This window comes from Enterobacter sp. N18-03635 (assembly GCF_004006055.1).
Classification (GTDB): domain Bacteria; phylum Pseudomonadota; class Gammaproteobacteria; order Enterobacterales; family Enterobacteriaceae; genus Enterobacter; species Enterobacter vonholyi.
The window spans coordinates 4,308,383-4,331,722 of sequence record NZ_CP034769.1; the positions used below are offsets into that span (position 1 = coordinate 4,308,383).

The following is a 23,340-nucleotide window of genomic DNA, read 5'->3' on the forward strand; positions in this document are numbered from 1 at the left end:
TCCACAAAACTCGAAGCGCAGGGCGCGCCAGGGTGTAAACCCGGCGCGCCTGAGTATACCCGATTGCCGCGCTATTAAGAGAGACTTACAAATGGATTAAGGAAAATCCGATTACCAGTCCGCGTAAGGGATGAGCGGCTGCGGCGGTAAGTCCATATCGCCCTGCCAGCCTGCGGCAGAGTAGCGCACATAGATCAGCGCATGGCTTGGGGTATAGTCTTTCGCCTCCTGAATATCCACGCCCATGCCTACAAACCAGTTGGACGTTACGCGGCGCTCGATAATGGCCCGCGCGGTATAACCCGTTCCTGATGAACTGCTGCCGGTTTCCATTGCGCCCCGGTCGGTATAGCGGTCTGGCTCATCGGTCGGGATCAGATTCTGGATCGGGTAGCGCAGTTCATCTTTGGTTTTCGAGTGAGACCAGGAGACCGAGCCACCCAGCTCCCAGGACCAGTTCTCCGTGCGTTTACGCCAGGTCACCGGCAGTGCGAAGGAGACGTACTCCTGCGGACTGTAGTAACCGCCCTGACCCAGGGTATACCCGCTCAGGTCTTTGTCGTAGTGCCAGAGCATATTGGAGACGCCGACCGTCAGGCGCTCATTGTTTTTATTAATGAGCTTGTAGTAGTAACCCGTCATCCAGCGGACGCGCCAGTTATCCTCAACATTTTTACCCGTCAGCGTTTCCGCATTCAGGCTCGACCAGATGCCGTTCGCTTCACCTTTGTCATAGCTCATGCTTACGCCGCCACCGGTGGCACGTACGCCGCCCCAGGTGGTACCGGTGTTGGTATCTTTTTGCCCGGCGAACGCCAGCAGAGAGCTGGAGATTGGGCGGCGGTGGGCGTTAACGGTATAGCCGATGGGGCCCAGATCGCTGCTGTAGCTGATGCCGCCCACCACGTCGACAACGTCAAAGCCCATCGGCGTGGTGCCAATATCCATCGCCCAGGTTTTATTCTGCCAGCCGACGGCAACGCTTGCGCCATTGTCGGACTGATGGGTATTGCCGCTACACGGCGTTTCGTAGCAGGTCCCCCATTTAGGATCGTAGGTCCCGTTATTGTTATCAAATGAACCAGCGTCCATGTTGACCAGATCGCTTCTGAAGAACATGCGCCCGTCAGAGAGCGGGGCATCCACCTGCAGCATGGTGGTATGCGCTTTCAGGTCGGAATAGCCGCCCGTGCCGCTGGAGCCCCAGTAGTCGTGCTGCAGCGTGACGTTAACATCCTGCTGACGGTACAAGTCACCGGCATCACTGCGCACGCCGCGTTTCAGCCAGTCGTCTTTTTCATCGTTACGCGTCAGACGAGTGAAACTGTCGTTATCCACCGGTCGCGTCGTGGTGATGCCAGACGACACCATCGCGTCTTCGTAGGTTTCCAGTGCCTGCTGAGGCTGCCCGTTCTGCGCCTGGAAACGCGCGGCATCACGCAGCACCAGCGCGTTTTCCATGGAGCCGGGCTGCGATTTAGCCTGCGGAATAATTTTATTGAAGGTCTGTTCTGCGGCGGCGGAATCGCCCAGACCCGCCTGCGCCATCGCGATGCGGCGCTGCGTATTGAGCGACAGCGGCTGACCGTTTTGCGCGGCGGGCAGCTTCGCCAGCTCCGAGCGCGCGGCATCTTTGTTACCCTGAGCGCTATAAATCTCGGTCAGGCCGAGGATGGCGTCTTCGTTCTGCGGTTCACGCTGCAGAACGGCGTTGTACGTCGTTTTTGCCGAGTCCAGATCGCCACGCTGCTGCGCCCAGTCCGCCAGCGTCAGGTCGATGCGGGTGGAGGTTGGCTGCTGGCGCAAAAGGTTTTCAGCCTCCTGCTCTTTGCCGCTGTCGCGCAGACGGTTGGCGGTTTCCAGCACCTGGTTACTTTGCAGACGGTCAGCAAGCTCCTGAATATTGCCGTTCCACTGGCTTCGCGGCAGCGTATCCAGATGCGCCAGCGCGGCGCGGTCCTGATCGTTTCTGGAAAGATAGAGCCCGTTAGCATAAACCTGATCCGGGTCGGACGGTTTCTGGCTGGCAAGCTGACGCATAAGGGTATCCGCCTGGCTTCGCTGACCCGCGCTGTAGAGATCGCGCGAGAGACGATAGGTTATCCACACATCGCCGGGAGAGAGCGCCAGACGACGACGCTGAATCTCTGCCGCCTGAGCGTATTTCCCCTGATTTTCAAGCTGCTCGGCCTGGGCGGAGAGCTGTTCGTTGGTCAGGCTACGTTCAATATCATCTATGCTTCTGCGCTGGCTGGCGGAGAGAGACTGGATAAACTGCGAGGCCTTCTCCGGGGACTGCGCACGGTAAATATTGGCCAGACCGCGGACCGCATTGCTGTTGCCGCTGTCCATTCGCAGCGCCTGACGGTAATAACGCTCCGCCGCGTCGTTATCTTTACGCGCCGCGGCGGCGTCGCCCAGCCCCAGCACGGCATAGCTGTCGGTATTGTCGATACTGCGTGCCTGCTGATAGTAACGCTCCGCCTGCGCCGGGTTATTCGCCTTCAGCGCCGCATCGCCCTGCTGGATCAGCAGCCAGTAGCGGTTAACCTTCAGCAAACTGTCCCATTTACCCCGGTTATCGCTCTGGGGATCGAGGGCAATTGCCTTTTCAAACTGTGCCACCGCGCGGGCGCGGTCGCCTTTCTGGGAATAAGCCTGTCCCAGGGCACCCACCGCTTCACTGTCGGCATGGTTGGCGCTGACGGCTTTTTGCAGCTCCGCCACCGCCTTACTGCCCTGCCCGGCATCCACCGCCGCCAGCCCTTCCGCTTTCGCGCGGAATGCAGGGTCAGCGAGCTGTTTTTGCTGAGCTTCAAGCTGGGCACGCGCCGCCGCGACGCTATCACCGTCGCTGAATACGCTCAGGTATTTTTGCAGCGCGCTAACGCTCGCGCTGCTGGCAGGCTGGTCTTTGATTTGGTCATACCACATATCAGACGCCTGGCTGCGCCCGTTGGTGGATTTGGCCATCTCCTGCAATAGCGCAAAGCCTTCGTCACGGCGTCCGCTCTGGAACAGAAGCTGGGACAGCGTCGCCTGCAGCTGTGTATTTCCGGGGCTGCTGCTGTTTATTTTCTTGAGCTGGTTAATGGCTGCATTCCGGCGAGCAGGATCTTTCGCCACCACGTTCCAGTATTCCGTCGCCACGTCGCCGCCCGGTGGGTTGCCGTCAAACAGCTTGTCATAGGCTGCAATCGCCTCCTGCGTGTGTCCCGTGGTGGCGAGCAATCGCGCCTGCTGGAGCTGCTGGCGGCCATCAGGAGTGGAAAGCAGCATCGTATTGCGTGATGACTGGTACGCGCTCGAGCCCGGCGCGATCCCTTTCAGACGGTCCAGCTCTTTTTGCGCGCCGGCGTTATCGCCCTGGCGCAGCAGGTAGCGAAAGCGTGCGGCAATGACGTCAGGGTTGTTCGGGTCAATCAGCTCCAGACGATAAAGCGACTGACGAACCAAATCCTCACGCTGTGTCGATTCGCCCAGCCGAACCTGTTCCAGCAGCTGTTTCTGCTGCGGAGAGTTGGCGGCCTCAGCCATCGGCATCAGTGCCAGGCCAAGCGATAAAGTGAGTAGATTTACTGTGAACTTGCGCATTCCTGGCCCCAATCCGGTATTAATTCACCTTTTGCGGTGAAGCGAAAACGATGCTGATCCCATCCTTGCCCAAAGAGAGTCAGCACGTAGCTGTAATAGGCATTATTATCGGGAAAATGGTCTGCAACGCGCTGGCGCTGAACCGCCTGGGCATCACGTTGTTGTAAAAACGGCAGCATGGCGGCAGAGAACCCGACCGGACCATTCCCGGTGCGTTTACCCGTCGCCACATCCACTTTCTCCGGCGGCACACCCCGTTTCATTGTCTTGGCCGCCATCGGCTGGAAGCGCGTCAGCAGCCGGGCTTTCTGAGGATCTTTATCACTCATCATTCCCACCCAGAGATAAACGCGGATGGCGTCGTAGCCGCCCACCAGCGATTTATCCTGCTGCAACCGCCAGCCTTTGTTTTTCTGATACTGTACCCAGTCCGGCGAAAAACCTTTCGGCGCACTCTCCAGCAGCAGGCGCTGATTGGTTTCACGAAGCGTGGTCCACGGGGTACCAAAACGCGTGAAATAACTCGCTAGCTGCGGAGGAAGATAGCTGGGATTAAAGCGCCATACGTTCACATCGGCAAAGCCGACTTTACCGGGAAGCAGCATTGCGCCGAGCCCCGGGACTTTCACCACTTCCTCGCTGACAATGCGTTTCAGCAGCGCTTTACCCGTGCGGGTATAATCCGGATGTTTCCACAGTCGACCCGCTTCAAGCAGTGACCAGGCGATCCAGACATCGGCGTCAGAGGCGGAGTTGGTATCAATCACCGCCCACGTCTCTTTATCTTTCTGACCCCATAGCCAGGCAGGCAGATGGTCGTTGAGATCGCCGCTGGCAAGATTATCGCGCGTCCACGTCAGCAGCTGGTCAAAAGATTTGCGATCGTTCGCCGCCAGGGCAAAGAACAGGGCGTAGCTTTGCCCTTCCGAGGTCGTAATTTTGCGCGTGTCGCTGGGATCAACGACACGCCCGCCCTCGCTGATGTAGTCCTTTTTAAACTGCTCCCAGGCAGGCCAGGTACAGGCGGCGCGAAGAGGTAGCGCCGCCAGCATCACCGCTGCTAATACACACCAGCGAAAGGCTTTCATCACATCTTACTCATCCGGGTTCAGACGACGACGGCTGATGATTCGCAGCAGACGCCACAGCACCCATGCCAGCAAGACCACGCTAACCGCAGCCAGGATGGCGAGCAGAACCGGATGGTTAGCCAGCGCATACCACAGGCGTTCAAACCACGGCAGATGGCCTACGTAGTACACATCGCCCACGCGCAGGCTATTGACGCCGGACTCACGGATCACCGACACGGAACCAAACATCGCGGCACGTTTACCGCTGTCGTTCATGGCCGTATTGAGCAGTTCATACCCGCGCGGGCTGTCCGCGAGGAGAGCCACCACGCTACGCTGTTCGTTGTAAGGTGACTGGAAACCCACCACGGCGGCCATTGCCCCCTGAGACGTTACCGTCGTCTGCGCGCTGGCCTGACGATCGTTCACATCCGGCATAATGCTCGGGAACTCGGTCTGGCGCAGCGGCGTGTTAACCCAGGACTGAGCCGCTTTCACCAGCAGATCGATACGTTTGTCATCCTTCAGCTTGTCCGGAATGGTACCGATCACCATGATGTCAGCGTCTTTGTTCTGAATCTGGCTGCCATCGTCCGTCAACGTAACGTTAATCGCCGGTAATCCCGTCTGTCCTCCAACGGTCGCCATGGTATCCAGCAGGGTCGTTACCTGCCCTTCAGTTGGCGCTTTTGGCATTACTACGATGGACTCAGAAAGATCGGCCATGCGGCTGAACGGGAAGCCCGCGTTAGCAAAGGCGCGCAGATCCGGCATCGCCAGGAAGTGATAGTACTTCGAGAAGTCGATGGTCGACTCATCGCCAATCACAACGTGGTTCTGTACGGGCTGGAAGGTGATGCAGTTTTCCGCAGAACCGCCAGGCATTGGGTTCATGTACTGGAAGTCAAAGCGCAGCTGGTTTATCGCGCCAAGCTTCAGTGCCGGAATAGAGACATCCGTTTTGCCATCCAGAAGACCCTGCAGCACCGGCAGGCGAAGCATCAGGCGGTTAGTATCCTGCGTGCTTTGCAGGCTGAAGGATTGCAGGAACTGGTTGTTCAGGCTGATATCCATGCGCGAGCTGTCTTTGGTCGCTGGCGCGGTATAGCGGTAGTTCAGATTGATATCAATGCCGTTGGTACGCAGCAGGTACAGATCCGGCGGCAGATTCAGCGACAGGCTAATCGGCGCTGGCTCAAGCCCCGTCGCCTGCAGCTGTTCTTCATAGGTTTTCAGCTCACCGAATGTCACCGCACGGTCGGTACGCACCCAGTTTGGCGCATCATAAGGTTTACGCGCCAGCAGCGGTTTGACCTCATCCACCACCACGCTGTTGCCGCGGAAAAGGACGTTACCCTGAGCAATGGCTTTTGCTGCCTGCACCAGGTCTTTATCATCACGACCAAAGACCACCAGCAGCTTCACGTACGGGTTTTCCGGGTGGCTTATCATCTCAACGGTCGGCGCTTTGACGTCCGGACGATCGCGCAGGAAGGCCGGGCGTTTCGCGTTGGTCGCAAACACAATGGCATTTCTGTCCGGCAGTTTGTCATACATCGCCGGGAAGCTCTGTCCACGCCAGCCCGCGCGTGAACCAAACCAGGACGCCACAATGGTGGCCGCCAGCTGTTCGGTCACGTCCGGGGACGAGGCAAACACCATCGGCAGCGTGAGCGGACGGTTATCACGCGGATCAAAGAACGGAACCGGGAATGCGGAGAGATCGTTTTTCAGCGCCAGTGACTGGTAGGTCATCTGCAGCGAGGAGTTACGTCCGACGTCCATCCACAGCGTGTTGCTGGCCGGGTTTTCGCAGACATCGCGGTAGTGACCGACAAACTCCAGGCGAATACGGTTAAAATCGGTGATGAACAGCGGGTTGATCGGCACCTGAGCCTGAGTTTTCTTGCCCAGCTGCTCTTTCGTGACCGGCAGTACGTCCATCAGCTCGTCATTCAGGTAGACCTTCAGCTGAGACTGCGTCGGCAGCAGAGACGGCGACGGGGTGTATTCAAGGTTCAGCACCGCATTAGAGACGACCTCATCGCTGCGCATGCCAAACTCAATGCCGCCGTTAGGGTTGATGCCGCGCAGCACCATGCTGCCCGGAGGCGGCGCAATTTGCGCGAAGGTCAGCTTCACGTCGCGCGACGGCGCATTGTCCGCAACGACGGGCGCATTCGCCCCCCGGACGCCCGGCATCACCTGCCCGATGACCTGGCCGTCTGCCGGCAATGTGTTCCCCTCCGTCGGCTGGTTCGGCGTGATATTTTCTGTTTGGCCAGGTGCCGCGGTGACAACCGGATCGGTTGCTTGCGCGACGACAGGTACCGTTGGCGCAGGCGTTGCCGCTGCGTTACCCGGGGCTGCGTTAGCCATTGTTGCGGGGATCGCATTCATCCCCATTGCCACTGCACATAACCAGGAAAGTTTTGTTTTCATCGCGTTATCATCATTGTTGAGCCATAACCGGGTCCGCCTGCTTCGCCTCATCCCGCTCAGGACGACGAGGAATGAACGACACGACCCAGGAAACCAGCGAAGTAAGTGACCGGAAAATTAATTTCACCGACGACGGGGCAAATTCTGCAAGGTGACGATAGCCACGGAACCCCAGCTTCAGAATATCCAGCAGGCTTTCCAGAGGTTTATCTTCCGGGAAGCTGTCCTGCCAGAGAGCCCACGTATCCGCGCGGGCAAACGTACACTGCACAAAATCGATATGTTGCTTTTTGGTCAACGGCATCAGCTGCAGACCGACTTCATTGCCCGCCACGCGAACAACCTGCGTCGGGAAGACATACTCCTGCTGACCGCGCTTAAGCAGCAGGTTAACTTTTTGCCCTTCCAGCACCTTCGCCTGGCCGTTGATTTTGATCCCCAGACCGCCGTCAGAGAAGTCATGCACGGTACAGGAGAAGAGGTGGCCATCTTCACGGGCAATCGCCGCAGGCATGCAGATTTCAACACGATGCGCACGACGAACCTGTTTGCTTTCCACCGACACCGCCACCGCGCCGCCGAGGATAATCAGGTTGTAGAAGACCCATGCCATACTGACGAAGACGGTCAGGATTTCGTTTTCCGGGCCGTAGAAGTAACGCCAGATACCCGCAATGACGCCCACGATATTCAGCAGCACCAGGAAGATATACGGCCGGGAGATCACCCAGTCGACGTACTCCTCCTCCACCAGCCCGCCCTTCGCGGTGACGTTGAATTTACCTTTGTGCGGATTAATCAGCGCCACCATCGTCGGCGGCGCGATGTACCAGGCCAGCACCGTTTCGTAGATTTCACTCCAGAAGGAGTGGCGGTATTTACCCTGTATCTTCGAGTTCGTCAGGCTCGCGTGGATCATGTGCGGCAGAACAAACAGCGCAATCATCAGCGCGGGAGCGTAGATGATATAAGCGTGAAGAAGCAGGAACGCCAGCGGCGCGGTCAGGAAGATTAGCCGCGGAATGCCGGACAAGAAGTGGAACATGGCGTTGACGTAGCAGAGACGCTGCGCCAGCTTGAGTCCTTTACCGATCAGGGGGTTATCGAGACGGAAAATCTGCACCATCCCGCGCGCCCAGCGAATACGCTGGCCAATGTGCGCCGACAGTGACTCCGTTGCCAGACCAGCTGCCTGAGGAATACGCATATAGGCAGAGGTATAGCCACGACGGTGCAGGCGCAGAGAGGTGTGCGCATCTTCAGTTACCGTTTCGACGGCGATACCGCCAATTTCATCCAGCGGTTTACGGCGGATAACCGCACAGGAGCCGCAGAAGAAGGTGGCATCCCACATGTCGTTCCCGTCCTGCACCAGGCCATAGAACAGCGTACCTTCGTTCGGGGTCTTACGGAAGCGGCCAAGGTTACGTTCAAACGGGTCCGGCGAGAAGAAGTGGTGCGGCGTCTGCATCATCGCCAGCTCTTTCTCCTTCAGGAACCAGCCCATGGTCATCTGCAGGAAAGAGCGCGTCGGCACGTGGTCACAGTCAAAGATCGAGACAAACTCCCCGGTGGCATACTTCAACGCGTTGTTGATGTTACCCGCCTTAGCGTGTTCGTGAGTCGGACGGGCGATGTATTCGACGCCGACCTCCTCCGCGAACTGGCGGAACGCCGGGCGGTTGCCGTCATCCAGGATCCAGACCTTGAGCTTGTCTTTCGGCCAGTCGATACCCAGCGCAGCATAAATCGTGTTCTTCACCACGCTCAGGTCTTCGTTGTAGGTCGGCACGAAGAGATCGACGGTTGGCCACTGGGTCGTGTCCTTTGGCAGCGGAACCGGCTGGCGGTTGAGCGGCCAAATCACCTGGAAATAGCCCAGCACCAGCACGATCCAGGCGTAGGTTTCTGCAAACAGCAGCACCAGACCGCATACCAGGCTGACCGGGTCGTCCCAGTTCAGGGTTGAGGTATAACGCCACCAGATGTAGCGACAGGAGACGGTCAGCGACAATACGATCAGCATCAGCGCCGAGAAGCGACCCGGAATACGGCGGACCAGCAGCGCCACGCCCCACAGCAGGATCAGGAAGGTGAACTGCGCCAGAGGGTTGAAAGGTTGCGTAATACAGACCAGCGCCAGAATGAGCGAGAACACGACGATCACGCCGAGGATAAAACGCCGCAGGCCCGGATGGAGATGTCCGAGCTCTTTATGGTTATCCAGATGGCTGGTCTTATCGCTTACGCTGTTGGGCAATCTGTCCAGCCACTGGTGGTAGCGCTCACGTAACTGCTGCACGCGGGAGAAGCTGCGCCAGTGCGGCGTTATTTTCTCTGAGCGGGATGATGTGACCACCAGCCAGATAGCCTGAATGAGATAACGCGCCGGATCCAAAGGACGCGGTCGGTTGGGATTAATGTGCGGATATAGCTCACTGTGGCGGGCGCGTATGCGCTGCCAGCGCGGGTGTTCGAGTGGAATAAACATCCAGGCCAGAATCATCCAGAAACAGCCGAGCGCGGCGCTAAATGCCGACGCACCGTGACGGCGAAAATGCCGGTAATGTTCACTCAAACGCGAACTGACCGGCGGGATGAGTAACCAGCTGGCGAGACGACTCATACATCACTCCCTGCATGCTCCGCCCGGTTGGCGAAGTTCAGCAGACACCAGTTAGCCAGCGTCAGAATCTCTTCTGCCGCCAGTGAATCGCTGCGGTATTCGCCGAGCGGTTGCTTAGACGCAAGACATTCCGCCATTCCCTCATCACGATGAATGACAATAGGAAGCAAACGGCGCTGGCTTTGCAGCCACACCTGATAGAGATCGTCCTGGATCTGGCTGCCAATACGCAAATCGTTAATCAGAATATGAGCGTTCTGAGGTAGCCCCTGCTGGTGCAGGCGGATATGGCAGTTCGCATCAACGTTAACGATCGAGAGGATATGATCGCACTGGGCGATAAGCTGTCTGGTCAGCGTACCGGCGCCGTGGGGCAGATCCAGCAGGATCCATTTGTAGTGCCCCTTTTCTTTCAGGGTCTGCAGCGCCAGCGTGAACTGCGAAAACAGGCGCTGATACGCGGCTTCATTTTCGCGTTCCGTGGTGGTCAGTTGACCAAACGGCAGCAGATCGAGCTGGGAGGTATAGCGCATCCCCGCATCCTGCCAGTCTTTATCATCAAGCAGCGCGCGGGCCCAGCCCTCTTCACGAGTAAAGTCAACGTTAAACGACATACGCAACAAATTATCGGCGCAGGCGTCAATAACCAGCACCGATTCACCTAAAAGCTGTAATGACCACGCCAGCGCCGCGGTAACTGATGTGGTACCCACACCGCCACGGACACCCTGTAATCCGAGTATGGCCATCAATGGCTCCCTTATTGTTGATGGGCGAATTCAGCTAATAACGGCCAGCGTTTAATAGCCGCGGCCAACTGTTCCCGCTGGGAAATATCGGTGTAATCTATTTCAGGTAAAGAAAAGGCCTGCGTCAGCGCCAGAAAATCGTTTTGGAATGTGTAACCCAGAGTCGAGTCGACTGGGGTTCCGGGTTCGTTATTATCCATTCTTTTTCCATCCCTTTAAGGAAAATCGCACGCTAAAGAAGTTGCGGGGCTTCCTGCCCTGACAAATTTCATTTACATGCTAAATCTGATGTTCTTTAATTTCAATGTTAGGTTTATTTCTACGCTTTCGCTAGTAAACTGAGATACAGATAAATTAGACGAAAAGAGGGACACCGTGGACTCCATATTTTCTATTGGCATCCAGTCATTATGGGACGAATTGAGCCACATGCCAGTCGGAGGAGTCTGGTGGATTAATACGGACCGAAATGAAGATGCTATCAGCCTGGTTAACCAGACAATTGCTGCCCAGGATAAGGATTCCCGCGTGGCCGTCATTAGCATGGGCGAAGACCCGAAGAAAATTATCACGCTGGAAAACAATCGCGGGCCTCAGACGGTGCGATTATTTTCCATGACATCGGAAGCCGATAGTCTATACTTTTTGTCCCGCGACGTTCAGTGCTCTATTGATCCGGATCACCATTTGGTGATTCTTAAATGTGCAAATAACGTCCTGCAAAATATCCCTGCTGAAAAACTGTTGCCGTGGCTTGAAAAAATCAATAAATGGGCAAAATTTCAAAATTGCACGCTATTGATAGTCAATCCTGGCAGTAATAATGACAAGCTGTTCTCACTTTTAATGGGCGAATATCGCTCCCTGTTCGGTCTGGCAAGCGTTCGCGATCAGGTGGGTAGCTATCTCTACGATATTGCATTCTGGTGTAATGAAAAGGGCGTGAGTGCCAGGCAACAACTTACCCTGAAACATATTGAGGGCGAGTGGCACCTTGCACAGCAGGAAGAAACCGTGGTCCAACCGCGCAGTGATGAAAAACGCATTCTGAGCCATATCGCGGTTTTAGAGGGGGCACCCGCCCTGTCGGAAAACTGGACACTTTTTGAGTCTAACGAAGCCCTTTTCCATGAAGCCCGCACAACCCAGGCGGCGACCCTTATTTTCTCGCTGATGCAGAATAACCAGATTGAGACGCTGGCACGGCAAATCCACACCCTACGCCGCCAGCGCGGAAGCGCGTTAAAAATCATCGTGCGCGAAAACAATACCAGCCTGCGCGCCACCGATGAGCGCCTGCTTCTGGGCTGCGGCGCCAATATGGTTATCCCATGGAATGCGCCGCTGTCACGCTGCCTGACGCTTATCGAAAGCGTTCAGGGCCAGCAGTTTAGCCGCCATGTACCGGAAGATATTTCCACGCTGCTCTCCATGACGCAGCCGATGAAGCTGCGTGGGTACCAAAAATGGGATACCTTCTGCGACGCCGTCGGCAACATGATGAACAACACTCTTCTTCCTGCTGACGGAAAAGGCGTCATGGTTGCCCTGCGTCCTGTACCGGGTATTCGCGTTGAACAGGCTCTCACCTTATGTCGTCCGAACCGTACAGGGGACATCATGACCATTGGCGACAATCGCCTGGTGCTATTTTTGTCCTTTTGCCGGGTTAACGATCTCGATACGGCGCTTAACCATATCTTCCCCCTGCCTACCGGGGATATTTTCTCGAACCGTATGATTTGGTTCGAAGATAATACGATTAGCGCGGAGCTGGTGCAGATGCGTGCGCTCCAGCCCGAACAATGGGCTAAACCGCTCGCTATCACGAGCGATGCGAAACCGATCCTGAATGCCAGACATGATGGACACGTCTGGCGTCGGGTTCCGGAACCCCTTCGCTTATTAACAGACAACGCGGAGAACGCATCATCATGAATATCAGCGATATTATTCAACTGGTTATATTCTGTGCGCTGATCTTTTTCCCGCTTGGCTACTATGCGCGCCATTCCATACGCCGTATCCGTGATACGGCCAGAGTGCTGTTTATAAAACCTCGCTATGTAAAACCAGCCGGAACACTGACACGGGCATCACACGTCAAGGCAGACCGAAAACATGACTAATTCTACCTATACCGCTTCGTCACCCTCGCCGCTCTGGCAATACTGGCGCGGCCTTTCCGGCTGGAACTTCTACTTTCTGGTGAAGTTTGGCCTGCTGTGGGCAGGCTATCTGAATTTCCATCCCCTCCTCAACCTGGTGTTTATGGCCTTCCTGCTGATGCCGCTGCCGAATATCAGGCTGCATCGATTACGTCACTGGGTCGCCATTCCTGTCGGCTTTGCGCTGTTCTGGCATGATACCTGGCTACCGGGGCCGGATAGCATTATGAGCCAGGGTTCGCAGGTGGCGGGCTTTAGCGCCAGCTATATCCTCGATCTGACCGAGCGCTTTATTAACTGGCAGATGATTGGCGCGGTATTTGTGCTGCTGGTTGCCTGGCTGTTCCTGTCACAGTGGATCCGCGTCACGGTGTTTGTCGTCGCGATTATGATCTGGCTTAACGTGCTGACGCTGGCTGGGCCAAACTTTTCTCTGTGGCCTGCCGGTCAACCAACCACCACGGTGACTACCACTGGGGGAAGCGCAGCGGCAACCGTCACAACGGCAGGCGATACGCCTGTCGTGGGCGATATCCCAACCCAGACCGCACCGCCGACTTCTACCAACCTGAACGCCTGGCTCTCCAGTTTCTATACCGCGGAAGATAAGCGACAGACTAAATTCCCGGATGCGCTTCCGGCGGATGCTCAGCCGTTTGAACTGCTGGTGATAAACATCTGCTCTCTCTCCTGGGCCGACGTGGACGCCGCCGGTTTGATGTCTCATCCGCTGTGGTCACACTTCGATATTCAGTTTAAAGATTTCAACTCTGCCACCTCGTACAGCGGCCCGGCAGCAATCCGCCTGCTGCGTGCTAGCTGCGGTCAGACATCTCATAAAAACCTGTATCAACCCGCCGGCAACCAGTGTTATCTGTTCGATAATCTCGCAAAACTGGGCTTTACGCAGCATCTGATGCTGGGGCATAACGGCCAGTTCGGTAACTTCCTGAAAGAAGTACGCGAACAGGGTGGCATGCAGGCACCGCTGATGGATCAAACCGGTCTTCCAGTCTCTCTTCTGGGCTTCGACGGCTCGCCCGTCTATGACGATACCGCCGTCCTGCAGCGCTGGCTGCAGACCGTCGAAAAAGACAGTAATCCACGCAGCGCGACGTTCTTTAACACCCTGCCGCTCCACGACGGTAACCATTTCCCGGGCGTGAGCAAAACGGCTGATTATAAAGTGCGTGCGCAGAAGTTCTTTGACGAGCTGGATGCGTTCTTCACGGAACTGGAAAAGTCAGGCCGTAAAGTGATGGTGGTAGTGGTACCTGAGCACGGCGGCGCGCTGAAAGGCGACAGAATGCAGGTTTCAGGTCTGCGTGATATCCCAAGCCCGTCGATTACCAACGTGCCTGCTGGCATTAAATTCTTTGGTATGAAAGCACCCCATCAGGGCGCACCGATTGAAATCACCCAGCCGTCCAGCTATCTGGCGATTTCAGAACTGGTTGCCCGTGCCGTTGACGGGAAGCTGTTTGTGGAAGATAGCGTGAACTGGGATCAGCTCACCAGCAACCTGCCGCAAACGGCAGAAGTCTCTGAGAACGCCAACGCGGTCGTCATTCAGTATCAGAACAAACCGTACGTTCGCCTGAACGGCGGAGATTGGGTACCGTATCCGCAGTAACTGATCTACGCCTCACCCTCTCCCCGTTGGGGAGAGGGGATAGTCAGTGCGTTATTATTGCGCTGAAATCCACACCAGCATTTTCAGACTTGCCGAATAATAGTCGTCTTTAGCGGTGATTTCGGGTTCACCGGAAGACTGTCCCATCGTTAAATCGCGTACAGCCAACAGGCCGCCTTCCATCATATAGGGCGCATATTCGTTGGTCGTGACGTTAACCCAGGCGGGCGTTTGTTCCCGGGGGAACTGACCGAACCAGGCCTTCCACGACGTCAGCAGCGGGCTTTGCTTATCAGACCAGGCGACATACAGCGGAACACGAATCGCGTCATAGCTCATTCGCGGTGGCCAGCCTTTAGCAGGGGTCAGCTTGCCACCTGATGCCAGTGAAACCCAGTCAGTGGGCAGATTCGCTTTACCCGAGCCCATTTTCCCCAGCAGGCGTTTACCATCCTTAATCAAATCACGCCAGACCGGCAAATGACTGCGTCCGGCGAAGGCCTGCCAGGCCGGAAACACAAAATAGGAAGGATTAAGGACCACTTCCCCGTCAAGCTTAAATCCCTGGACGCCGGGGAGCATCACGCGGTAACCCGCATAGCGGATCACGCTATGGGCAACCAGCGCTTTTGTAATGGCATCCGATGCGGCGCTGTAGCGTTTGTCATGCCAGCGGGCGTCGGCTTTAAGCAGCGCCCAGGCAATCAGAACGTCACCATCGGCGGCGTTGTTTTTGTCCGCGACCGGGTTGGACTCTGCGGGGTTATACCGCCAGTAAAAGAGACCATTCTCTTTGTTCTTCAGCTGGCTGTCCGTCCATTGCCAGAGCTTATCGAACGTGGCTTTATCGTCGTTGGCGACTGCCATCAGCATGGCAAAGCCCTGACCTTCCGTATGCGACACCCCACCATTACCGGTATCGACAATGCGGCCTTCCGGTTTGAAAAAGCGGGCCTTGTAACTCTCCCAGGCCTGATCCGCCAGAGAGAGAGGCGAGAACAGCACACTCATCATGACGGCCAGCGTCGCGCAGACGGGTTTTCGCATAATTAACTCGATCCGGTTATTCGGCACTTCGCAGGGAAATCTCACCGCCCACCCAGGGTTTAATCGCGCCATCCTGTTCCAGGAGCAGCGCGCCCTGTGCGTCAATACCGCGGGAAGTTCCGTAGATCTCTTTATCACCAATCAGCAATTTCACCGGGCGGTTGATGAAGTTATCCAACTTTTCCCAACGAGACAGGAACGGTGCCAGCCCTTCCTGCTCAAAAAGCGTGAGTGAGCTACGCAACTCTTTAATCATACGCACGGCAAGGGTATTACGATCGATGACAATCCCCGCCTCCTGGAGGTTAGTCCAGGCCTGATTCACCACATCACTTTGTACATTGCGCATCACCATATTGAGGCCTGCGCCAATGACGATTTGCGCCGCGTCGCCCGTTTTCCCCGTCAGTTCGACCAGAATGCCGGCAAGTTTACGATCGTTGAGGTACAGGTCATTAGGCCATTTAACACGTACTTTATCCGCACCCAGATCGTGCAGCACTTCCGCCATGACGATGCCGATAACCAGACTCAAGCCAATGGCAGCGGCCGGGCCCTGATCGAGTCGCCAGTACATGGACAGATAGAGGTTGGCACCAAAGGGGGAAAACCACTTGCGACCGCGACGACCGCGACCGGCCTGTTGGTATTCAGCAACGCAGGCATCTCCGGATTTCAGCTCAGGCAGCCGATCCAGAAGATACTGGTTCGTCGAGTCAATCACCGGCAGCACAGCAACATTGCCGTGTCCAATCTGGCTGCGGATCGCTTCTTCATTCAGCAATTGAATCGGCTCCGGCAGGCTGTAACCTTTTCCGGGAACCGTGAACACATCAACACCCCAGTCGCGAAGCGTCTGGATATGTTTATTGATAGCAGCACGGCTCATGCCAAGCTGTTCACCCAGCTGCTCGCCAGAATGAAACTCACCGTCAGCAAGGATGCTAATCAGGGTTAAGGGGATAGTATTGTCCTTCACGCGATAGTCTCCACGGCATTGACTTCACCTGTGCGGCCAATGAAGCGAACTTCTGGCTCCAGCCAGACGTTGAATTTTTCGCCCACACGCTGACGAACATAATGAGCCAGCTGTACAACATCATCGCTGGTCGCATCGCGTTGGTTAATCAGCACCAGAGCCTGATGTTGGTGAACGGCGGCACCGCCTACTGAAGTACCTTTTAGCTGGCATTGATCGATAAGCCACCCCGCGGCCAGCTTCACGCTGCCATCCGCCTGAGGGTAATGTGGCGCAGTTGGCCATCCTTCAAGAAGAATTTTTGCATTTTCGCTGCTGATAACCGGGTTTTTGAAGAAACTGCCAGCGTTTCCGTTAACTTTAGGATCGGGAAGCTTGGTCATCCGCATATGGCAAACTGAGTCAAAAACGTCGCATGCGGTAACGGTAGCCGGATCGAGACGCGTTAAATCTCCGTAGGTCAATACGGGCTGCCAGTTCTTCGACAGACGCAGCCCCACGGCGACAATCACGTAGCGATCCTGATATTCATGTTTGAAGATACTGTCACGATAGCCAAATCGGCACTGTTCTGCCGTTAAACGCTTAGCCGTTCCGGTCGCCAGTTCGATGCAGTCGACATATTCACAGACATGTTTCAGTTCGATGCCGTAGGCGCCGATGTTTTGAATAGGTGACGATCCGGCGCAGCCTGGAATAAGCGCAAGGTTTTCCAGGCCCGGCATCCCTTTTTCGAGGGTAAATTGCACCAGCTGATGCCAGTTTTCTCCGGCCCCCACGTGCAGGTGCCAGCTATCGGCACTCTCTGCAACATCAATTCCCATGATGCGGTTAACGATCACCGTTCCCGCAAAATCGTCGAGAAACAGGACATTACTTCCTTCGCCCAGAATCAGTACGGGTTCGTTATTTTCTGTTGCGCTTTGCCATGCATCCAGCAGCTGATGTGCGGTATCGGCACGTACAATTTGATTAGCATTGCGTTGAATGCCAAAGGTATTCCAGGGCTTAAGGGAGTGGTTCATAGACGCTATCCTGATGCAAAAACGCAGGTAGTTTACCGTATAAGCAGGGCGTTGGGGGATTAGTTTGTGCAGCGCATAAACGCAAAAAGGCCATCCTTTCGGATGGCCTCTTCACTTGTTTGATGCCTGGCAGTTCCCTACTCTCACATGGGGAGACCCCACACTACCATCGGCGCTACGGCGTTTCACTTCTGAGTTCGGCATGGGGTCAGGTGGGACCACCGCGCTAAAGCCGCCAGGCAAATTCTGTTAAATCTGTATCAGGCTGAAATTGATTGTTCTGTCTCTTCGCCAAAACACCTTCGGCGTTGTAAGGTTAAGCCTCACGGTTCATTAGTATCGGTTAGCTCAACGCATCGCTGCGCTTACACACCCGACCTATCAACGTCATAGTCTTTAACGTTCCTTCAGGAGACTTAAAGTCTCAGGGAGAACTCATCTCGGGGCAAGTTTCGTGCTTAGATGCTTTCAGCACTTATCTTTTCCGCATTTAGCTACCGGGCAGTGCCATTGGCATGACAACCCGAACACCAGTGATGCGTCCACTCCGGTCCTCTCGTACTAGGAGCAGCCCCCCTCAATTCTCCAGCGCCCACGGCAGATAGGGACCGAACTGTCTCACGACGTTCTAAACCCAGCTCGCGTACCACTTTAAATGGCGAACAGCCATACCCTTGGGACCTACTTCAGCCCCAGGATGTGATGAGCCGACATCGAGGTGCCAAACACCGCCGTCGATATGAACTCTTGGGCGGTATCAGCCTGTTATCCCCGGAGTACCTTTTATCCGTTGAGCGATGGCCCTTCCATTCAGAACCACCGGATCACTATGACCTGCTTTCGCACCTGCTCGAGCCGTCACTCTCGCAGTCAAGCTAGCTTATGCCATTGCACTAACCTCCTGATGTCCGACCAGGATTAGCTAACCTTCGTGCTCCTCCGTTACTCTTTGGGAGGAGACCGCCCCAGTCAAACTACCCACCAGACACTGTCCGCAACCCGGATCACGGGTCTACGTTAGAACACCAGCCATTAAAGGGTGGTATTTCAAGGACGGCTCCACGCAGACTGGCGTCCACGCTTCAAAGCCTCCCACCTATCCTACACATCAAGGACCAGTGTTCAGTGTCAAGCTATAGTAAAGGTTCACGGGGTCTTTCCGTCTTGCCGCGGGTACACTGCATCTTCACAGCGAGTTCAATTTCACTGAGTCTCGGGTGGAGACAGCCTGGCCATCATTACGCCATTCGTGCAGGTCGGAACTTACCCGACAAGGAATTTCGCTACCTTAGGACCGTTATAGTTACGGCCGCCGTTTACCGGGGCTTCGATCAAGAGCTTCGCGTTACCGCTAACCCCATCAATTAACCTTCCGGCACCGGGCAGGCGTCACACCGTATACGTCCACTTTCGTGTTTGCACAGTGCTGTGTTTTTAATAAACAGTTGCAGCCAGCTGGTATCTTCGACTGATTTCAGCTCCACCCGCAGGGGCTTCACCTACATATCAGCGTGCCTTCTCCCGAAGTTACGGCACCATTTTGCCTAGTTCCTTCACCCGAGTTCTCTCAAGCGCCTTGGTATTCTCTACCTGACCACCTGTGTCGGTTTGGGGTACGATTTGATGTTACCTGATGCTTAGAGGCTTTTCCTGGAAGCAGGGCATTTGTTACTTCAGCACCGTAGTGCCTCGTCATCACACCTCAGCGTTAAAAAACGACCGGATTTACCTGGTCGTTCCGCCTACATGCTTAAACCGGGACAACCGTCGCCCGGCTAACATAGCCTTCTCCGTCCCCCCTTCGCAGTAACACCAAGTACAGGAATATTAACCTGTTTCCCATCGACTACGCCTTTCGGCCTCGCCTTAGGGGTCGACTCACCCTGCCCCGATTAACGTTGGACAGGAACCCTTGGTCTTCCGGCGAGCGGGCTTTTCACCCGCTTTATCGTTACTTATGTCAGCATTCGCACTTCTGATACCTCCAGCATGCCTCACAGCACACCTTCAACGGCTTACAGAACGCTCCCCTACCCAACAACGCATAAGCGTCGCTGCCGCAGCTTCGGTGCATGGTTTAGCCCCGTTACATCTTCCGCGCAGGCCGACTCGACCAGTGAGCTATTACGCTTTCTTTAAATGATGGCTGCTTCTAAGCCAACATCCTGGCTGTCTGTGCCTTCCCACATCGTTTCCCACTTAACCATGACTTTGGGACCTTAGCTGGCGGTCTGGGTTGTTTCCCTCTTCACGACGGACGTTAGCACCCGCCGTGTGTCTCCCGTGATAACATTCTTCGGTATTCGTAGTTTGCATCGGGTTGGTAAGCCGGGATGGCCCCCTAGCCGAAACAGTGCTCTACCCCCGAAGATGAGTTCACGAGGCGCTACCTAAATAGCTTTCGGGGAGAACCAGCTATCTCCCGGTTTGATTGGCCTTTCACCCCCAGCCACAAGTCATCCGCTAATTTTTCAACATTAGTCGGTTCGGTCCTCCAGTTAGTGTTACCCAACCTTCAACCTGCCCATGGCTAGATCACCGGGTTTCGGGTCTATACCCTGCAACTTAACGCCCAGTTAAGACTCGGTTTCCCTTCGGCTCCCCTATACGGTTAACCTTGCTACAGAATATAAGTCGCTGACCCATTATACAAAAGGTACGCAGTCACACCACGAAGGTGCTCCCACTGCTTGTACGTACACGGTTTCAGGTTCTTTTTCACTCCCCTCGCCGGGGTTCTTTTCGCCTTTCCCTCACGGTACTGGTTCACTATCGGTCAGTCAGGAGTATTTAGCCTTGGAGGATGGTCCCCCCATATTCAGACAGGATACCACGTGTCCCGCCCTACTCTTCGAGTTCACAGCCTGTGTGCTTTCGTGTACGGGACTGTCACCCTGTACCGTGCGACTTTCCAGACGCTTCCACTAACACACAAGCTGATTCAGACTCTGGGCTGCTCCCCGTTCGCTCGCCGCTACTGGGGGAATCTCGGTTGATTTCTTTTCCTCGGGGTACTTAGATGTTTCAGTTCCCCCGGTTCGCCTCGTTAACCTATGTATTCAGTTAACGATAGTGTGACGAATCACACTGGGTTTCCCCATTCGGACATCGCCGGGTCAAAGGTTCATATCACCTCGCCGGCGCTTTTCGCAGATTAGCACGTCCTTCATCGCCTCTGACTGCCAGGGCATCCACCGTGTACGCTTAGTCGCTTAACCTCACAACCCGAAGATGTTTCACTTCTGATTGCGAAAATTTGAGAGACTCGAACACACCATTAAGATGTGTCGTTTCAATTTTCAGCTTGATCCAGATTTTTAAAGAGCAAATATCTCAAACGTGACTCGCAAGTCAGTTTTGAGATATGACGGCAGGTGACTTTCACTCACGAACCAGCAAGTGGCGTCCCCTAGGGGATTCGAACCCCTGTTACCGCCGTGAAAGGGCGGTGTCCTGGGCCTCTAGACGAAGGGGACGTGTAGTCTCAATCGCAAGACGCCTTGCTATTTACTTTTCATCAGACAATCTGTGTGAGCACTACAAAGGCAGGTTCTTTAAGGTAAGGAGGTGATCCAACCGCAGGTTCCCCTACGGTTACCTTGTTACGACTTCACCCCAGTCATGAATCACAAAGTGGTAAGCGCCCTCCCGAAGGTTAAGCTACCTACTTCTTTTGCAACCCACTCCCATGGTGTGACGGGCGGTGTGTACAAGGCCCGGGAACGTATTCACCGTAGCATTCTGATCTACGATTACTAGCGATTCCGACTTCATGGAGTCGAGTTGCAGACTCCAATCCGGACTACGACGCACTTTATGAGGTCCGCTTGCTCTCGCGAGGTCGCTTCTCTTTGTATGCGCCATTGTAGCACGTGTGTAGCCCTACTCGTAAGGGCCATGATGACTTGACGTCATCCCCACCTTCCTCCAGTTTATCACTGGCAGTCTCCTTTGAGTTCCCGGCCTAACCGCTGGCAACAAAGGATAAGGGTTGCGCTCGTTGCGGGACTTAACCCAACATTTCACAACACGAGCTGACGACAGCCATGCAGCACCTGTCTCAGAGTTCCCGAAGGCACCAAAGCATCTCTGCTAAGTTCTCTGGATGTCAAGAGTAGGTAAGGTTCTTCGCGTTGCATCGAATTAAACCACATGCTCCACCGCTTGTGCGGGCCCCCGTCAATTCATTTGAGTTTTAACCTTGCGGCCGTACTCCCCAGGCGGTCGACTTAACGCGTTAGCTCCGGAAGCCACGCCTCAAGGGCACAACCTCCAAGTCGACATCGTTTACGGCGTGGACTACCAGGGTATCTAATCCTGTTTGCTCCCCACGCTTTCGCACCTGAGCGTCAGTCTTTGTCCAGGGGGCCGCCTTCGCCACCGGTATTCCTCCAGATCTCTACGCATTTCACCGCTACACCTGGAATTCTACCCCCCTCTACAAGACTCTAGCCTGCCAGTTTCGAATGCAGTTCCCAGGTTGAGCCCGGGGATTTCACATCCGACTTGACAGACCGCCTGCGTGCGCTTTACGCCCAGTAATTCCGATTAACGCTTGCACCCTCCGTATTACCGCGGCTGCTGGCACGGAGTTAGCCGGTGCTTCTTCTGCGGGTAACGTCAATCGACAAGGTTATTAACCTTATCGCCTTCCTCCCCGCTGAAAGTACTTTACAACCCGAAGGCCTTCTTCATACACGCGGCATGGCTGCATCAGGCTTGCGCCCATTGTGCAATATTCCCCACTGCTGCCTCCCGTAGGAGTCTGGACCGTGTCTCAGTTCCAGTGTGGCTGGTCATCCTCTCAGACCAGCTAGGGATCGTCGCCTAGGTGAGCCGTTACCCCACCTACTAGCTAATCCCATCTGGGCACATCTGATGGCAAGAGGCCCGAAGGTCCCCCTCTTTGGTCTTGCGACGTTATGCGGTATTAGCTACCGTTTCCAGTAGTTATCCCCCTCCATCAGGCAGTTTCCCAGACATTACTCACCCGTCCGCCGCTCGCCGGCAAAGTAGCAAGCTACTTTCCGCTGCCGCTCGACTTGCATGTGTTAGGCCTGCCGCCAGCGTTCAATCTGAGCCATGATCAAACTCTTCAATTTAAGTTTGATGCTCGTGAATTAAACTTCGTAATGAATTACGTATGTTCACTCAGAGACTTGGTATTCATTTTTCGTCTTGCGACGTTAAGAATCCATGTCACTTTGAGTGCCCACACAGATTGTCTGATAAATTGTTAAAGAGCAGTGCCGCTTCGCTTTTCACAGCGGCGCGGGGTGTGCATATTACGCTTTCCCGCTTCAGAGTCAAGCGTTTATTTACGCTATTCTCTGCTGACCCGGCGGCGTGTGTGCCGTTGTTCCGTGTCAGTGGAGGCGCATTATAGGGAGTTATTCCGACGTGACAAGCACAAAATACAAAAAACTTATCGTTCGCTCATTTTTCAAGCTTAACGCTTATTTAAGTCGCGAATCGCCCGTTAAATGTGCGATTTCCCGGGCAAAACTAGCCACCTGCGACCAGTCGGTATAAACCACTTCTTTACGCGTATCGGTTTCACCTCCGGTCATCTTCATAATAAGACGGATCATAAAGCGGTCATACCAACGATAACGAGGGTAGCGCAGCGCGCCGGCAAAGACAGCGCAAAGGTCTGGCTGCCACGGCGAGCTGAGTAAAAACTTGCGCGTGTAGCTGTTAGTCTGCGGCGTACGCTTCTCTGCTTTACGTGCGACCAGATTTACCGAGTAAAACGCTCCGGGCAATTTATTGAGCACCGCGGTGTGCTTTTTCACAAAGCGATCCAGCGCCGGATGGAAATGCCCGTAACGAATTGACGCGCCAATTACCACGCGATCGTAATCCTGCCAGGCTATCTGATCCGCACGGTTCAGGTTTACCACATCCGAATATATCCCCAGTTCTTTGAGTTCAGATGCCAGATACGCGGCAATCTCACGCGTTTGCCCGTCTCGCGTAGAGAAAAGAATGAGTGTTTTCATCA

General features: G+C 55.2%; 13 protein-coding genes, 1 tRNA gene and 3 rRNA genes. 3 read left to right on the forward strand and 14 right to left on the reverse strand.

What is annotated here, in order from left to right; genetic code table 11:
- Positions 1-111: 111 nt before the first annotated feature.
- From bcsC to bcsR, 6 genes are read right to left on the reverse strand one after another with little or no spacing between them, the layout of a single operon-like run.
- Positions 112-3,594 (reverse strand): cellulose synthase complex outer membrane protein BcsC, encoded by a 3,483-nt coding sequence (gene bcsC, locus ELK40_RS21470; RefSeq protein WP_127732568.1) that lies wholly within the window; start codon positions 3,592-3,594, stop codon positions 112-114.
- The gene (bcsZ, locus tag ELK40_RS21475) at positions 3,576-4,682 is read right to left on the reverse strand and encodes a cellulose synthase complex periplasmic endoglucanase BcsZ (protein WP_127732854.1); all 1,107 of its coding nucleotides are present in this window, start codon (positions 4,680-4,682) and stop codon (positions 3,576-3,578) included. Before bcsZ ends, bcsC begins: the two co-directional genes overlap by 19 nt.
- 6 nt (positions 4,683-4,688) lie before the next feature.
- A complete protein-coding gene (gene bcsB, locus ELK40_RS21480) occupies positions 4,689-7,109 on the reverse strand; it encodes a cellulose biosynthesis cyclic di-GMP-binding regulatory protein BcsB (RefSeq protein WP_115876799.1) in 2,421 nt (806 codons plus the stop codon).
- 10 nt (positions 7,110-7,119) lie between these two features.
- The gene (gene bcsA, locus ELK40_RS21485) at positions 7,120-9,735 is read right to left on the reverse strand and encodes a UDP-forming cellulose synthase catalytic subunit (RefSeq protein ID WP_115876798.1); all 2,616 of its coding nucleotides are present in this window, start codon (positions 9,733-9,735) and stop codon (positions 7,120-7,122) included.
- On the reverse strand, positions 9,732-10,484 hold the full coding sequence (bcsQ, locus tag ELK40_RS21490; RefSeq protein ID WP_115876797.1) for a cellulose biosynthesis protein BcsQ: 753 nt from the start codon (positions 10,482-10,484) through the stop codon (positions 9,732-9,734). The genes bcsA and bcsQ overlap by 4 nt, the downstream gene beginning before the upstream one ends.
- 11 nt (positions 10,485-10,495) lie before the next feature.
- The gene (bcsR, locus tag ELK40_RS21495) at positions 10,496-10,684 is read right to left on the reverse strand and encodes a cellulose biosynthesis protein BcsR (protein WP_008503237.1); all 189 of its coding nucleotides are present in this window, start codon (positions 10,682-10,684) and stop codon (positions 10,496-10,498) included.
- A 175-nt stretch (positions 10,685-10,859) separates the two neighbouring features.
- Here bcsR and bcsE point away from each other — a divergent pair, with 175 nt between their 5' ends.
- From bcsE to bcsG, 3 genes are read left to right on the forward strand one after another with little or no spacing between them, the layout of a single operon-like run.
- A complete protein-coding gene (bcsE, locus tag ELK40_RS21500; RefSeq protein ID WP_111963695.1) occupies positions 10,860-12,422 on the forward strand; it encodes a cellulose biosynthesis c-di-GMP-binding protein BcsE in 1,563 nt (520 codons plus the stop codon).
- Positions 12,416-12,613 carry a cellulose biosynthesis protein BcsF gene (gene bcsF / locus ELK40_RS21505; RefSeq protein ID WP_024908822.1) on the forward strand — a complete coding sequence of 66 codons (198 nt, stop codon included), beginning with the start codon at positions 12,416-12,418 and terminating at the stop codon, positions 12,611-12,613. Before bcsE ends, bcsF begins: the two co-directional genes overlap by 7 nt.
- On the forward strand, positions 12,606-14,285 hold the full coding sequence (bcsG, locus tag ELK40_RS21510; protein WP_111963694.1) for a cellulose biosynthesis protein BcsG: 1,680 nt from the start codon (positions 12,606-12,608) through the stop codon (positions 14,283-14,285). The genes bcsF and bcsG overlap by 8 nt, the downstream gene beginning before the upstream one ends.
- Before the next feature lie 54 nt (positions 14,286-14,339).
- Here bcsG and ELK40_RS21515 read toward each other — a convergent pair whose 3' ends face one another.
- From ELK40_RS21515 to hemG, 8 genes are all read right to left on the reverse strand, one after another.
- Positions 14,340-15,332: a glycosyl hydrolase family 8 gene (locus ELK40_RS21515; RefSeq protein ID WP_127732570.1), complete on the reverse strand. Its 993-nt coding sequence runs from the start codon at positions 15,330-15,332 to the stop codon at positions 14,340-14,342.
- 16 nt (positions 15,333-15,348) lie between these two features.
- Entirely contained in the window at positions 15,349-16,311 is a 963-nt protein-coding gene (birA, locus tag ELK40_RS21520) for a bifunctional biotin--[acetyl-CoA-carboxylase] ligase/biotin operon repressor BirA (RefSeq protein WP_127732572.1), read from the reverse strand.
- On the reverse strand, positions 16,308-17,336 hold the full coding sequence (gene murB / locus ELK40_RS21525) for a UDP-N-acetylmuramate dehydrogenase (protein ID WP_115876793.1): 1,029 nt from the start codon (positions 17,334-17,336) through the stop codon (positions 16,308-16,310). Before murB ends, birA begins: the two co-directional genes overlap by 4 nt.
- A 124-nt stretch (positions 17,337-17,460) precedes the next feature.
- Positions 17,461-17,576 (reverse strand): 5S ribosomal RNA (rrf, locus tag ELK40_RS21530).
- 72 nt (positions 17,577-17,648) lie between these two features.
- Positions 17,649-20,554 (reverse strand): 23S ribosomal RNA (locus tag ELK40_RS21535).
- Positions 20,555-20,736: 182 nt separating this feature from the next.
- Positions 20,737-20,812, reverse strand: a tRNA-Glu gene (locus tag ELK40_RS21540).
- 84 nt (positions 20,813-20,896) lie between these two features.
- A 16S ribosomal RNA gene (locus ELK40_RS21545) occupies positions 20,897-22,438 on the reverse strand.
- The 16S, 23S and 5S rRNA genes sit together here with 1 tRNA gene alongside, the layout of an rRNA operon.
- 354 nt (positions 22,439-22,792) lie before the next feature.
- Positions 22,793-23,338: a menaquinone-dependent protoporphyrinogen IX dehydrogenase gene (hemG, locus tag ELK40_RS21550; protein WP_115877030.1), complete on the reverse strand. Its 546-nt coding sequence runs from the start codon at positions 23,336-23,338 to the stop codon at positions 22,793-22,795.
- Between the last annotated feature and the right edge of the window lie 2 nt (positions 23,339-23,340).